The organism is Hymenobacter sp. (genome assembly GCF_036388155.1).
Lineage (GTDB): Bacteria > Bacteroidota > Bacteroidia > Cytophagales > Hymenobacteraceae > Hymenobacter.
This window is the reverse complement of the sequence record NZ_DASVSI010000090.1, coordinates 1-14,356: the sequence shown is the minus strand read 5'-3', so window position 1 is coordinate 14,356 and position 14,356 is coordinate 1. Positions and strand designations below refer to the sequence as shown.

General features: G+C 60.0%; 13 protein-coding genes. 5 read left to right on the top strand and 8 right to left on the bottom strand.

What is annotated here, in order from left to right:
• Positions 1–124: 124 nt before the first annotated feature.
• Positions 125–1,849 (bottom strand): S8 family peptidase, encoded by a 1,725-nt coding sequence (locus VF629_RS12510; RefSeq protein ID WP_331058824.1) that lies wholly within the window; start codon positions 1,847–1,849, stop codon positions 125–127.
• Between the two features lie 377 nt (positions 1,850–2,226).
• On the opposite strand from VF629_RS12510, the gene VF629_RS12505 reads away from it, so the two are divergent.
• Positions 2,227–3,018 carry a DUF3667 domain-containing protein gene (locus VF629_RS12505; RefSeq protein ID WP_331058823.1) on the top strand — a complete coding sequence of 264 codons (792 nt, stop codon included), beginning with the start codon at positions 2,227–2,229 and terminating at the stop codon, positions 3,016–3,018.
• Positions 3,019–3,151: 133 nt separating this feature from the next.
• On the opposite strand, the gene VF629_RS12500 is transcribed toward VF629_RS12505, so the two are convergent.
• Together VF629_RS12500 and VF629_RS12495 are read right to left on the bottom strand one after the other, a co-directional pair.
• Positions 3,152–3,337, bottom strand: coding sequence for a hypothetical protein (locus VF629_RS12500; protein WP_331058822.1), 186 nt, complete (start codon positions 3,335–3,337; stop codon positions 3,152–3,154).
• An 18-nt stretch (positions 3,338–3,355) separates the two neighbouring features.
• Complete coding sequence (locus tag VF629_RS12495; RefSeq protein ID WP_331058821.1) at positions 3,356–3,733, bottom strand: hypothetical protein; 378 nt, start codon at positions 3,731–3,733, stop codon at positions 3,356–3,358.
• A 273-nt stretch (positions 3,734–4,006) separates the two neighbouring features.
• On the opposite strand from VF629_RS12495, the gene VF629_RS12490 reads away from it, so the two are divergent.
• The 4 genes from VF629_RS12490 to VF629_RS12475 all read left to right on the top strand — a co-directional run bounded on the left by VF629_RS12490 (position 4,007) and on the right by VF629_RS12475 (position 9,877).
• A complete protein-coding gene (locus VF629_RS12490; protein ID WP_331058820.1) occupies positions 4,007–6,652 on the top strand; it encodes a PIG-L family deacetylase in 2,646 nt (881 codons plus the stop codon).
• Positions 6,653–6,778: 126 nt separating this feature from the next.
• Complete coding sequence (locus VF629_RS12485) at positions 6,779–8,155, top strand: aspartate kinase (protein ID WP_331058819.1); 1,377 nt, start codon at positions 6,779–6,781, stop codon at positions 8,153–8,155.
• Positions 8,156–8,264: 109 nt separating this feature from the next.
• Positions 8,265–8,927: a phosphatase PAP2 family protein gene (locus VF629_RS12480; RefSeq protein ID WP_331058818.1), complete on the top strand. Its 663-nt coding sequence runs from the start codon at positions 8,265–8,267 to the stop codon at positions 8,925–8,927.
• Positions 8,928–9,031: 104 nt separating this feature from the next.
• Positions 9,032–9,877, top strand: coding sequence for a glycerophosphodiester phosphodiesterase (locus VF629_RS12475; protein WP_331058817.1), 846 nt, complete (start codon positions 9,032–9,034; stop codon positions 9,875–9,877).
• Between the two features lie 246 nt (positions 9,878–10,123).
• Here the strand turns inward: VF629_RS12475 and VF629_RS12470 are convergent, their stop codons facing one another.
• The 5 genes from VF629_RS12470 to VF629_RS12450 all read right to left on the bottom strand — a co-directional run bounded on the left by VF629_RS12470 (position 10,124) and on the right by VF629_RS12450 (position 14,335).
• Positions 10,124–11,017, bottom strand: a complete 894-nt coding sequence (locus VF629_RS12470; protein WP_331058816.1) for a DUF2911 domain-containing protein — start codon at positions 11,015–11,017, stop codon at positions 10,124–10,126.
• A 93-nt stretch (positions 11,018–11,110) separates the two neighbouring features.
• Entirely contained in the window at positions 11,111–11,440 is a 330-nt protein-coding gene (locus VF629_RS12465) for a DUF5615 family PIN-like protein (RefSeq protein WP_331058815.1), read from the bottom strand.
• Complete coding sequence (locus tag VF629_RS12460) at positions 11,424–11,663, bottom strand: DUF433 domain-containing protein (RefSeq protein ID WP_331058814.1); 240 nt, start codon at positions 11,661–11,663, stop codon at positions 11,424–11,426. The genes VF629_RS12465 and VF629_RS12460 overlap by 17 nt, the downstream gene beginning before the upstream one ends.
• Before the next feature lie 45 nt (positions 11,664–11,708).
• On the bottom strand, positions 11,709–12,401 hold the full coding sequence (locus tag VF629_RS12455) for a hypothetical protein (protein WP_331058813.1): 693 nt from the start codon (positions 12,399–12,401) through the stop codon (positions 11,709–11,711).
• Between the two features lie 83 nt (positions 12,402–12,484).
• Positions 12,485–14,335: an ABC transporter ATP-binding protein gene (locus tag VF629_RS12450; RefSeq protein WP_331058812.1), complete on the bottom strand. Its 1,851-nt coding sequence runs from the start codon at positions 14,333–14,335 to the stop codon at positions 12,485–12,487.
• Between the last annotated feature and the right edge of the window lie 21 nt (positions 14,336–14,356).

Below are 14,356 nucleotides of genomic sequence, written 5' to 3'. Positions count from 1 at the left end.
CCTCCCGGGTATGACCCCGGCACTGCGCAGTGCCGGGGTCATACCCGGGAGGGCTTTTTACATTATTTAGATTGGTCGCTTTTACAGGACGGATTGCCGCGCTGCGCTCGCAATGACCGAAAGATTACAGCGACGCCTTCTGTGCCAGCTTGATGGCTTCGTACAGGTCCACCACGCCGCCGGTTACCGACAGGGTGCTGAAGTCCACCTGCTTGTCATCACCGGGTACTTGCACTTTGGTGTGGTGCACCTGCGCCGACTGCATGATGATGCGCTTGAGGTCCTGAGCGGTGAGCTTGGGGAAGTACGATTTCAGGACCGCCGCCACGCCGGCCGTCACGGGCGAGGCCATGCTGGTGCCGCTCTCCTTGCCGTAGGTGCTGGCGGGCAGGGTGCTCATGATGCCCACGCCGGGCGCGAACACGTCAACGGCTTTTTTGCTGTAGTTCGAGAAGTTGGCCGTGAGCTGCGAGTTGTCGCGGGGGCCGGAGGCGCCCACCGTCAGCAGGTTGGGCACTGGGGTTTTGTTGATGTAGAACGACGCCGGGAAGTTGTCGGCCACGTCAAGGTTCTTGCTTTCGTTGCCGGCGGCGTGCACCAGCAGCACGTTCTTGCTGGCGGCGTATTTGAAGGCTTCTTCCACGGCCGGGCGCTGCGGCGAAAAGGCCTTGCCAAAGCTCATGTTGATGATTTGGGCGCCGTTGTCCACGGCGTAGCGAATGGCGTTGGCCACGTCCTTGTCGCGCTCGTCACCGTCGGGCACCGCCCGAATGGCCATGATGCGCACCGGGTCGCCGGCAATGCCTTGCACGCCCATCCGGTTGTCGCGCACGGCCGCAATGATGCCGGCCACGTGCGTGCCGTGCATGGGGTCGGGGCCGTGCACGTCGTTGTTGCCGTAGTTGCGGTCCTTCACGTCGTTCGGGTTGTCCTTAATGATGTCGGCCCGCGGGTTGAAATTCAGGTTCAGCGAATTGTCGAGCATGCTGCGCTCCTGCTTCACGGCGTTGTTCAGCTCCTTTAGCAGGGCGTCGGTGTCGGAAGAACCGGTTTGGCGCATCATTTCGAGCAGGCCGGCGGTGGCGCGCTTCATGTTGGGGTCGTCGCTCTTGACGTTGCGCAGGGCGGTGGTGTCCAGCGTGGTCACGCCCAACGACTGCTTCAGGCTCTCCACCATGGCGGTGAGGGGCGCGGTCATGCTTTCTACTTGCTCGGCGCGCTCGGTTTCTTCCTTGAGCTGGGCGGCGTAGGCCTTCTCCGCTTTCTGATAGAGGGCGAACTCCGCTTTTTCGGTGGGCTTTACCGTGGCCGCGGTCTTCCCTTTGAAACGCTTGCGGCCGTTGGCCACGATGCGCGTCACCTCCAGGGTTTCGGCGTTCACGTTGCGGCCGTCTTTGCCGCCGAGGAAGTTCCAGCCGTTTACGTCGTCGATGTAGCCGTTCTTGTCGTCGTCGATGCCGTTGCCGGCAATCTCCTTGGTGTTGCGCCACAGGTTGCCTTTCAGGTCGACGTGGGCCGTGTCGATGCCCGAGTCAATCACGGCCACCACCACGCGGGTAGGAGACTGATTTTTGAGCAACTCCTCGTAGGCCCGGGTCGCGCCCACGCCGGGCACTTGGTCGAGCTGGGGGTCTTTCAGGTGCCACTGCGCGGCGCTTTGGTCGGCGTTGGGCGCCGGGGCCGGCTTGGCCGCGGGGGCCGGGGCAGCGGCCGGAGGCGGGGGAGGAGCCGTCGTGCTGACGGCGGTGGAAGCCGTGGGGGTGCTGGCCTGGGGGCGGCGCGCGCAAGACGAAAGCAGCGTGGCTGCCAGCAGCACGGGCAGGGTAACGCGGGAGAGGGTAGGGGTCATAAAAAGGAAAAAAGCCGGCGCAAATTGACAGCTGTGAGGTATTAACTGAAAAAGCGACTAACGAAGTTCAGCCGGGGAGAGACGTGCCGGCCAAGCGAGATGTTGCGCGGCCGGGAAACAGTTTTGGCGCCAACCTGCCGCTCGGCTGCATTGGCGCAGCAAGTTTACGCACCGCGCGGCGGCCCATCTGCTCAGTGCCAAACCGCCAAGCAGGCGCGCCGGCCCAAAAGCAGGCCAGTAGGTGGTAAAACGATTCAAAGCAAAAATGTTCTTCTTGCCGGACCGGTGATGCGGCCCCGCTGGCGCTTGGTGGCCGAAGTGTATTCCACCCACCCAATTATACCGCACTTTCCGGTGATGCGCCTTTATTTGTTGTCATGCTTGACGTTACCGCCCCTGCCCCGTGCCTCAACTGCGGCCGCGCCCTGTCCCCGCCTGGCTGCTACTGCCCCCAGTGCGGGCAAGCGCCAGCGCACCGCCTCTCCACGGCCCACGTGGGCCACGAGGTGGTGCACGTGTTCACGCACGCCGACAAAGGCATCCTGACCTTTGTGCCGCTGGTCCTCCTGCGGCCCGGCCGGTTGGTAGCCGACTACCTGGCCGGCCGCCGCAAGCGCCACTTCAACCCCTTCCAATTCCTGCTCATCATGGTGGGCGTGGCCACGCTGCTGGCCAAAAAGCTGGGGTACTATGAAATTGTGGGCGCCAGCGTGCAGGCCAGCATGGTGGCCCGACGCGTGCCCGCCGCGATGGTGGCGCGGGTAGGCGAGTACTTCCACGCCTTAAGCACGTACTTCAACGTGTGGTGGCTGGCCATGCTGCCAATGCACGCGCTGGTGGCCTGGGCCGTGTACAGCCGCCGCCCTACGCGGCTCAACTACGCGGAGTCGGTGCTGCTGCTGGTAGTGGTGAATTGCGCGTTTCAGCTGTGGCTGGTGGTGGCCCTGCCCACGGTGTTGTGGGTATTTGGCCGGGAGCCGGGCGCCAGCACGGCCGCGCTGCAAGGCATCGTCACGCTGCTGTATCTAGTCCTGGTAGGCCGGCAAGGCCTGCGCCTGAGCTGGGCCGGGGCCGGCTGGCGGGCGCTGCTCACCGGTTTGCTAGTGGCCGCTGTTAATTATGGGGTGAACTCTTTCGCGTTTCGGTGGTACGTGTTTGGCTCGCATTAGCCGGCATGCCCCGGTCCGACCGCCCTAGGCGGTCCGACCGGTTGTAGGTAGCACGATTCCAGCAACCGGATTCAAACCGGATTTAAACCGGTCCGACCGCCTAGGGCGGTCGGACCGGGGCAGCGTGCCCGCGCTAAAGCCACCGCTTGCGCACCAGTTCCGGGTCAACCATGGCCGCCGATTCGGCCACGAACGCTGCCATCCCTTCCGGCAATGCCAGCAGCTCACGTCCCAACGCCTGTTCGCACAAGGTGCCGCGGCGCAGGCCGGCATAGTCGCGGTACGACGAATAGGGCCACTCGGCCAGCGTGTCGGCCAACCCCGCCCGTACTGGGTTTTAGTGGATGTACTGGAAACACAGCAGCGGGTAGCCCGCTGCATTGAATGGCCCATTGAGCAGCTTGCCCTTGGTTTTGGGTTGAAACAATGCTCCCTGGCGCCCTAGCTCCTGGTTCAGGCCTTGGGCGAAGGCGCTGAGACAATTGGCTAAACCGCGCACCATGGGCTGGGTGGCGCTGCTAGGCGAGGCATCGGCTCGGGTGCCCGCCGCGGTGGTGTGCAGCAAGAAATGGAAGTGGTTTGGCATCAGGCAGTAGGCCACAACCTGAACGTGCGGCCCGACGTGCTGGCGAAACAAGCGCAGGAAATGATGGTAGTGCGCCGGCTCATAAAACAGCTGCTGGCCGTTGTTGCCCCGATTGTATATGTGGTACAAAGAATCGGACTGGTAGTGCATAATGGGGCAGTGTGCTCCGGTCCGACCGCCCTAGGCGGTCCGACCGGTCGAAGAATAGTATTGCCGAATATAGAAGCAGCTCGAGCAAGCAGCCAGCCCCCGGTCCGCACACTCTTGCAGCAACCGGTCGGACCGCCTAGGGCGGTCGGACCGGGCAGGCGTTAACTTCACGCCCTCAATCCCGGTTTCCCGCGCATGATTCGCTCCTTACGCCCGCTGCTAACGGCTTTATTACTCATTGTTCATTGCTCATTGCTCATTGAAACGAAGGCCCAAACGCCCAAAACCTACACTTCCTCGGAAATTCTGCTGGGCCTCAAGAAGCTCAACGTGCTGGGCTCGGTGATGTACATCGCCGCCCACCCCGACGACGAAAACACCCGCCTCATTGCCTATATGGCCAACGAGCGCCTGCTCGAAACCAGCTACCTGAGCTGCACCCGCGGCGACGGCGGCCAGAACCTCATCGGCCCCGAGCTGCGCGAGGGCCTGGGCGTAATTCGCACGCAGGAGCTGCTGGCGGCGCGGCGCACCGACGGCGGCCGGCAGTTCTTCACCCGCGCCAACGACTTCGGCTTCTCGAAAACCCCGGAGGAAACCTTTCGCATCTGGGACAAGGAGCAGGTGCTGGCCGACATGGTGTGGGTCATCCGCCAGCGCAGGCCCGATGTGCTCATCACCCGCTTCCCGCCCGATGCCCGCGCCGGCCACGGCCACCACGCCGCCAGCGCCATCTTGGCCGCCGAAGCCTTCGATGCCGCCGGCGACCCCAAGCGCTTCCCCGAACAGCTGAAGGACAACAGGGTATTACCCTGGAAGCCTAAGCGCCTGCTCTGGAACACCGGGAGCTTCTTCGTGAAGCCCGGCGAAAACATGGACGGTTATATTAAGCTCGACGCCGGCGGCTACAACCCCCTGCTGGGCCAGAGCTACGGCGAAATCGCGGCCCGCAGCCGCAGCAACCACCGCAGCCAGGGCTTCGGCTCGGCCGCCCAGCGGGGCGAGGCGCTGGAGTATTTCCAGCCCGTGAAAGGCGACAAAGCCACCAAAGACCTGTTCGAAGGCGTGGACCAGACCTGGAACCGGGTGCCCGGCGGCGCGGCCGTGGGCAAATTGATTGAGGAGGTGATTCGCAAGTACGACCCGAGCAACCCGAGCGCCAGCGTGGCGGGGCTACTGGTCTTAAAGGATAGACTTACAAAAGCCACGAATGATATTCATTCAGCGACAGGGGATGACTCTTGGGCTAACCCGAAAAATGAATTGAACCCGTCTTATGAAGACAATAAAGAATTATTTACGAAAACCTATTGGGAGCGGCAGAAGCTTCGCGAAGTAGAATCTCTGATAGGGGCCTGTTTGGGTCTGTATGCAGAATCCACCTCTGAAACAGCTTTCATTTCTGAACGCAATTCAGACAAATTCAAGGTGAATTGGGTCTTATCAAACCGAAGCAGAATACCTGTGAAGTTGAGACGGATTTTTACTACAAATATCAGCGGGCAGGATAGCATCATAGATAAAACCTTGTCCTATGACGCAAGTGTAACAGGGAGGATTCAATGCATTGTTGTTGGTGGCCGTTCACAACCATACTGGCTTCGTGAGCCTGGTACAGTCGGTATGTATAAAATCCCTGCGTTTACGACTAAGTCTGAATTCTATAGACCAGGGCACTTTGGTCATGATGGCCGCGTCCATTCTGACGAAAGCATTCCCCCATTTGACTATAAGCCTCAGCAGTTAGTTGGATTAGCAGAGCCATTTGAAGAGCCAACTCTAGGGTTCGACATAGAAGTGTTGGGGTCACATTTAATTGTCAAAGTCCCCGTCCAATACAAGCACACCGACCCCGTGCTGGGCGAATTATACCAGCCGCTGGCCGTGGTGCCGCCCGTGCTGGTGAACCTGCCGCCCGCCCGTTCCTACGTCTTCGCCGATGCCCAGCCCAAGACCGTGCCCGTCACGCTGCGGGCCGGGCGCGCCGGGGTCAGCGGCAATTTGGCCCTGGCCCTGCCCGCCGGCTGGAAGTGCGAGCCCGCCACCGTCCCCTTCGCCCTCGCCGCCAAAGACCAGGAGCTGACCGTGAACTTCCAGGTTCAGCCCCTGGCCGGCGCAGCGCCCGGCCGCGCCGAGCTGCGCGCTACCGCCACCGTGGCCGGCCAGGCCTACGCCCGCGGCATCCAAAAGATTGAGTACCCGCACATCCCCACGCAGTTCCTCTTCCCCGAGGCCGTGGCCCCGCTGGTGAAGCTTGACCTGAAGCGGCGCGGCCAGAACGTGGCCTACCTCATGGGCGCCGGCGACGAAGTGCCCGACGCCCTGCGCCAAATCGGCTACACCGTCACCCTGCTCGACGCCAAGGACCTCACTGCCGCCAACCTCAAGAAATTCGACGCCCTGGTGGTGGGCGTGCGCGCCTACAACACCGTGGACCGCCTCAAAACCCAGCAGCCCGAAATCCTCAAATACATCGAGCAAGGTGGCAACGTGGTGGTGCAATACGTGGTGGCCCGCGGCACGGTAATGCCCGAAATCGGCCCGTACCCCATGAAGCTGAGCAACGACCGCGTGACCGTGGAAGACGCCCCCGTGACCCTCAAAAAGCACCAGCTGCTGGCCGCTCCCAACAAAATCACGGAGCAGGATTTCCGGGGCTGGGTGCAGGAGCAGGGCCTCTACTACCCCAGCTCCTGGGACCCCAAGTACCAAACCGTCATCAGCAGCAGCGACCCCGGCGAACTGGCCAAGGAAAGCGCCATTCTGGTAACGGACTACGGCAAGGGCCACTACATCTACACTGGCCTGTCGCTGTTTCGGGAGCTGCCGGCCGGTGTGCCCGGCGCCTATCGCATTATTACCAACATGATTTCCTACGGGAAAGAAGTGGCGCAGTAAGGTTCCCAGAACAGCTGTAGAGACGCGACCCTTCGCGTCTCGACGTCCGCGCCGTTTAGGAAACACCAGTTACAATCGTTCAACGCCGAGACGCGAAGGGTCGCGTCTCTACTTGTCCAATACCCAGTGCTTACAGTAGAAAAAATCGGCGGCACCTCCATGACCGCCTTCGCCGATGTCCTCCAGAACATCATCTTCCACGGCCGCCAGGGCGCGGCCTTATACAACCGCATTTTCGTGGTGTCGGCCTACGCCAACGTCACCAACTGGCTGCTGGAGAACAAGAAAACCGGCGCCCCTGGCGTCTACCACCACATCACCCAGCAGCAGGAGTTTCGGCAGGCGCTGCAGGACGTGGCCGCCAAGCTCCAGGAACTGAACAAGCAATATGAGCCGCTGGGCCTGGATTTGGCCGTGGCCGATGCCTTCATTCAGCAGCGCATCAACCAGGCCCAGACGTACCTGGAAAGCCTGACCAACGTGCTGGCCTCCGGCTACGTCAACGCCGCCAACATCCTGCAAGCGGCCCGCGAAATCCTGGCCTCGATAGGGGAGGCGCACTCGGCCTTCAACTCCGTCAACATCCTGCAAAACCGCGGCGTGAACGCCACGCTGGTTGACCTCAGCGGTTTCGACGACGCCCAGGCCCTGACCATCGACGAGCGCATCAAGCAAGCTTTCGCGCAAATTGATTTCGCCAAGACCATCTGCGTGGCCACCGGCTACACCAAGGGCACCGAGGGCATCATGCGCGAGTTCGACCGCGGCTATTCGGAGGTCACGTTCAGCAAAATTGCCGTGGCCGTGCGGCCCCAGGAGGCCATCATTCACAAAGAATACCACCTCTGTTCCGCCGACCCCAACCTGGTGGGCATCGCCAACTGCCGCCCCGTGGGCTTCACCAACTACGACGTGGCCGACCAGCTGGCCGACGTGGGCATGGAAGCCATTCACCCCAAAGCCTCGAAGCCGCTGGAAATAAACGCCATCGACCTGCGCATCAAAAACACGTTTGAGCCCGAGCACCCCGGCACGCTCATCACCCGCGATTTTGTGTCGAAGGAAAAGCACGTCGAAGTCATCACCGGCACCGACAAAGTGGTGCTCATCGACATCTACGACCCGCTGATGGTGGGCACGGCCGGCTTCGACCTGCACCTGATGCAGGTGTTCTACGACTTGAATGTGAGCTACATCTTCAAGGCCACCAGCGCCAACAGCATCACCCTGCTCATCTGGAAAAAGGACCTCAAGCCCGAGCTCACGGCCGCGCTCGAAGCCAAATACGAGAAGGTGACCATCGAAAAAGCCGCCATGGTCTGCCTCATCGGCTCCAACATCGACGAGCCCGGCCTCCTGGCCCGCGCCGCCGGCGCCCTGGCCGAGGCCGGTATCAACATTCGCAGCGCCGGCTTTGCGCTGCGCAAAGTCAACATCCAGTTCATTGTGGGCCGCGAAGATTACCAAACCGCCATCGTGGCCCTAAACCAAGCGCTGGGGTAAAATGTAGCGCGGACTTTGTAGTTCGCGTCCCCAGCGGATATCCGAACGACCTTTTTAATGGCGCGGGGACGCGAACTACAAAATTCGCGCTACAGCTTAGCCACATTTCATGACGCTTCGCCAGTTGCTCTACTTCACGGCCTTCACGCTCGCTGGTTGCTCGCTGCTGATTGCCTTCTTCGACCAACCCCTGGCGCTGTTTGTGCATCAGTATTTCGAGTGGACGGTACCCTTCTTCACCGCGCTCACCAACGGCGCTGATGCGGTGCATTCTACCTCGATGACGAACGTAAAGGGCTTTCCTATCTTGTTGGCGGGACTTCTGGTGGCCTACTTGCTTTGCCGCTGGGGACTGAGGAAGCAGTGGGAAAACGTGTTTTTGGTAGTGCTGCTCATTCACTTAGCCAGCCAGGCCGCGGCTAATGTGCTGAAGGGCGTGGTGCATCGCCTGCGACCAGAGGTGCTGTTTCAAACCGGGTACCCGGGCTTGGACCTGTGGGCCAACGGCCCGCACAACGATTCGTTTCCATCATCTCACACTGCCGTTTACGTCAGCTTATTTCTGCCGCTGGCCGTGGCTTTTCCACGCTATCGGGCGCCGCTGCTGGTGTTACCGGGGCTCATCGCCTTGGGGCGCGTGTTTCTGGGTGAGCACTATCTGTCCGATGTGTGGTTCTCGGTGTGGCTGGTGGCGGCTTTTACGTTCCTGTTTGGCTGGTTGGTCCGGCCGCGCGCCGTTTGGGCGCCCGCGCCTCCTTACACTGCCGATTAGAAAACGACCGGACTCCAACAATGTCGGGCTAGGAGCGTTGAACTGGTGCGGCGCAGCATTCGGCGCCGGTTTTTATGTGGCGATTCCTTTTCCTTGCGGTCGGCTTGACCTGGCTGACCGGTTGCACGTTCTTCACCCAGCCCGACCCACCGCCCAACCCCAAGCTGCTGGTGCTGGGCCACGCCGGCTCAGGTTTCTTTACGCCCATCAATCCCTTTAATTTTCGGCCACCCAGCAGCTGGCTTGGCGTGCAATACGCCCTCGACCTCGGTGCCGACGGGGTGGAAGTAGACTTACAACTGAGCCGGGACAGCGTGGTGATGCTCTACCACGACCAAAAACTCGAAGACCTGAGCACCGGCACGGGCTGCATCAGCCAGCACACCGCGGCCGAACTGGTGCAGCTGCGCTACCGCGGCGGCTGGCCCTACGACTGGTTCCAACACGAGCAGCCCATCACCTTCGACACCCTGTTGGCTCGCCTGGGGCGCCGCCCCACGTTTCCGCGCCTCCACCTCGACCTGCACGAGGACGACCCTTGCCTGGCCCCCGGCCAGCCCCTGCGCAGCCCCGCGTTGCTGCGCCACATTGCGGCCTCTGTGCGCAGGCACCGCGTCCCGGTGGAGAAACTGCTGCTCGTGACGCAGGTGGCCGCTACTCTTCGCCAGGCACGCGTGACGTTGCCGGGCATGGCCCTGGGTCTCGAGGTAAACACCGACGATTTTGCCACGGGCCTGCGCCTCGCCCAGGCCGAAAAGGCGTACGCCCTGGTGCTTGGCTCCGGCCGCGTCACGCCCGCCCAAACGGCGCAGGCCCACGCGGCGGGCCTCAAGGTCACCGTGTTTGGGGGGCGCTCCAACAAGTCGCTGCGACGCGTTCTGGCCTCGCAGCCCGACGAGGTAGAGGCCGACAACCTCAAGCGCATGCTGGAACTGCAAGGCAGACGGTAGGCAGCGCACTCCCTGTCATTGCGAGCGGAGCGAGGCAACCGCAGGTCAGCCAGCGGAGCTTATCCGTCCTCTGCGTGCGACCAGTTTAATAATGTGACCAACTCAATCAAAAAGCCCTCCCGGGTACGACCCTGGCACTGCGCAGTGCCGGGGTCGTACCCGGGAGGGCTTTTCACCTGTCAAGCGGGTCTGGTTTTGACAGGACGGATTGCTTCGTCGTGCCTCCTCGCAATGACGGGTAGAAGCTTACTTGCCGCCTTTCTTGGCGGTGGCCAGCAGCTCGTCGTTCATTTTTACGTAGTCGCCGTTGGGTGGCGTAGCGGCCAGGGCACCTTTCTTGGAAGCTTCAGCGGCTTTGGCGGCGCCGGCGTAGTCCTTCATTTTCAGGCGCATTTTGGCTTCGGAGTGCAGGTTCCAAAACTTGGGGTCGGTGGCGTTGGCCTTTTCCATCCAAGCCACGGCTTGCTTCATGTCCTTGTTGTTGTCGGCGTAGTACACGGCGGCAGCGGCCAGGTCGCCGGCACTGGGGTTAGCGTTTTTGGTGATTTTCTCGTCAATCTGGGCCATCACCTTGGCGTCTACGTCGGCCATGATTTTGAATTTGGCACCGGTAGTAGCCCACATCATGTTCACGTTGGCGGTAGCGGGAGTCAGGTCGCTGAAGTCAATCGTAAACGTCTCTACTTTGGTGCTGCCCAGGCTGTAGGGCTTCACCTTGAAGCTGGCCACATCTTCCTCGGCCTTGAAGCCTTCCACGTTGGCGCCCATTTTGAGGTTTTTGTTCAGCACCACCGTCCATTCCGTTTTGCCGGGAATGGTGTAAATGCCGTATTCGCCGGCCGGTACTTTCTTGCCTTCCACCGTCACGTCGTCCGAAAACTTGATGCTGGTGGTAGCATTGGCGCCGGTGCGCCACCGCTCGCCCAGCGGAGCCAGCGGCGACTTCTCGCCGAACGCCGCGCGACCTTTTAGGCCCGGCCGCGAGTACACAATGGTAATGTCCGTGAGGCCCACGCGCTGCGTCACAGTGCTTTGCGGGCTGGCAGCGGGGGTTCTGATTTGGGCTTGGGCGGTGGGAGCAGCCAACAGGGTGGCGGCGGTAATTACGGCGGCGGCGAAGCCTTGGGAATACATGCTCATCAGGTTAGGAAAGTGTGAGGGGGTTAGTGTGGGGCTAAAAATACGAAACCCGCGCTTGGGGCGCGGGTTTCGGAGAAAGTTAGTCGGTGAAACTCATTCATCTTTTACGATAACAGGCCCCGGCTGCAATCCCCCGGCTGCCAGCAGTGCTTTGATTTGGTGGGACAGTTTCGTTAACTCCGCGTAGGTGTTGATGGGGGCATTCAGGATAAAGACGGTCAGCGTGTATTTGTCAAAGTTTTGCTGGTGTTGCAGGTTTTTATCAAACGTGAGCAGGGCGTGAAACCCATCTACTACCATCAATTTCAACAATTCGCCGTTTTTGGTGCCGTTCCACTCCTTGTCGCGCACGGTAAAAACTTCGTGTTCGGGAAAGTCTTGTTTCAGCCGTTTCGGCAGATTCTCGTCAAGCAGCAGCCGCATAAAGCTGTGCTAAATTGGGCGCGGTGAGGAGCTTGGTGGCGGTTTCAAGCAGGGCCACGGCCTGAGGTTTGGAAACGGTGGGAAAATCATCCAGAAACTCGTCCAACGACACACCAGCTTCCAAATGGTCAAACAGCGTTTCAATCGGCACCCGAGTACCGGCGAAAACAGGCTGGCCGCCCAGGATGTCGGGGTCTACGGCGATAAGAGCGTGGATGTCCATAAGGTAAAAATACGAAACCCGCGCTTGGGGCGCGGGTTTGAAAAATTATTGTGTTCGAATTGCCGGAGAATTCAGTGGATAATCGATATGATTGGACTGTGTAAGAAGAATTAACCGATTTGTTCCTTGCGCATTTACTAAAGCTACCAATTGCTCTACTTGTGGCATCTTGACAGCTGGTTCAATTTTGAGATTGATGTAAGGACCATAGTTGTGATTTTTTCGTGCCATCTCTCTACTCATGCTTATGCATTCTGACAGTTGCAAAGAGTCAATGGATTGGTACATTCCACTTTGAAGCATTTGCTGGCGTTCGAATGGCGCTAGATTCAAGAAAGCAGGAAGTCCATGAACATCTACTGTTAAAAAAGGCAGTGTTTCCAAGACATCAATTTGCGATTTTGTGAGGTCAACTTGATGTAAAGAAGCTACCCGTCTGAAAATTTTAGCTTGAGTTTTATGGTCAAATGCAGGCGCCGCAAATGACAATTGGCTTTTGGAATTTAAGCTGACAACCATCACATTCTCTCCATCTATTCCTTTTGTGCATGCTGTTGGGGTGTGCGCCACTAACTGCTCCAATTTCACGATACCAGTTTCTGGGCCTCGAAAACGACTTGAGGACATATAGAAGAACACAACGAAAAGCACTATGCTGGCAAATGGAGCCATGTCCGGCAACACAATTCCTCTTTTCCCATTGCGCCCTTCCTCTAATCTTTCCCTTGAAGAATTCATGCTAATTAAGTAATTAGGGCCATTGATTCGCTGAATCTAAATCTAACGAATCAATGGCCCTAATAGTCTGGGTAGAGTGAAATCTACGTTAGCTCAAACTGCAGCCGCAGTAAATTCGCATACAGCCCACCCTCCCGCTCGCTCAGTTCCTCATGCGAGCCGGCTTCCACGATGCGGCCGCCGTCAATGACCAGGATTTTATCCACTTTGCGAATAGTCGACAGGCGGTGAGCAATGATTAAGCTGGTGCGGTTTTGCATCAACTCATCCAGAGCGCCTTGCACCAGCTTTTCGCTTTCGCTGTCGAGGGAAGAGGTGGCTTCGTCCAGAATCAGAATGGCGGGGTTTTTCAGGATGGCGCGGGCAATGGCCACGCGCTGGCGCTGCCCGCCCGAGAGCTTGATGCCGCGGTCGCCCACCACCGTATCCAGCGCCTCGGGGAAGGCTTGGATGAACTGCCACGCATTGGCGCGCTCGGCGGCTTCGATGATTTCGCCGTCGGAGGCGTCGGGCTTGCCGTAGGCGATGTTTTCGCGGATGGTGCCGCCGAAGAGCAGCGTCTCCTGCGGCACGATGCCGATGTGGCGGCGCAGGCCGGTGAGGTCGTAGTCCTGCACGTCGTGTCCATCGACCACGATGCGGCCGCCGCTGAGCGGATAAAATTGCATCAGCAGACCCGCAATGGTGCTTTTGCCCGCGCCACTGGGACCGACAAGGGCAATTTTCTCGCCCGCTGCGATGTGAAAATCAATGTCCTGCAGCACCGCGATGTCGGGACGGGTAGGGTAGCGGAAAGCCACGTGCTCGTACCGAATGTCGCCGCGCAGACGGGCCGGCACCAGGCCCACGGCCGGCTCCAGGAGCGTGGGCTCGGGCGCTTCGTCCAGGATTTCGAGAATGCGCTCGGAGGCACCCAGGGTGCTTTGCACCTTGCCGTAGATTTCTCCCAGGCCCGCCACCGAGGCTCCGATGAAGGCCGTATAGATAATGAAGGCCGTAAGGTCGCCGATTTGGAGGTGGTTGGGGTCGGTTACGGGAGTGTGCACCAGCATGGCTCCGCGCCACAACACCAGAATAATGCCGCCGAACAGGCCGATGATGACAAACGACACGAAAGCCCCGCGGTACAAATTGCTTTGCAGCGCCGCCCGCACCACCTTGCCGAGCGAGGCGTTGTAGCGCCCGGTTTCAAACCGCTCGTTGGTGAAGGCTTTCACCGAATTGATGGCTTGCAGGGTTTCTTCAACAATGGTGTTGGTGTGGGCCAACTCCTGCTGCACGGTGCGCGAGAGCGTCCGGATTTTGCGGCCGAACAGCCCTGCCGCCAGCACAATGGGCGGAAAGGTGAGCAGCATGAACAGCGACAGTTTCCACGACACCACCATGATGAAGCCGATGCCCCCCAACAGCGTAAACACCTGCCGGAACAGCTCGGCCAGCGTCAGCGAAAACGAGTCCTGAATCTGGCCCACGTCGGAGGTAATGCGGGAGGTGATGGCGCCGACGCGGTTTTTCTCGAAAAACGGAATGGGCAGCTGCACGAACTTGGCGTAGAGCGCCTGCCGGATGTCGCGCACCGTGAACTCGCTCACTTGCGTAAAAAACCAGATGCGGCCGAACGAAAAGAACCCCTGCAGCACCGTCACCAGAAACAGGCCCAACGCCACGCGGTTGATGTCGAGCACCAGGCCGCCGGGCAGCACCAGCGCCTCGCCAGTGGCCACGTTTACCAGCTTGCCGGCAATCCAGGGAAATGACATGGTGCTGAGGCTGCTGAGCACCAGCAACACCATGCCCACAACGAACTTGCGCCGGTAGGGCAGCACGTAGCGGAAAATCCGCAGGCCACGGCGCAACGACTCCTTGTTTACTTTCGGTTTGGGCAATTCGGCCGTAAGGTCGTTGCCGCTGGTATTGAGTCCACTGCGGGCCATCTACAATCAAATAACTAGTTG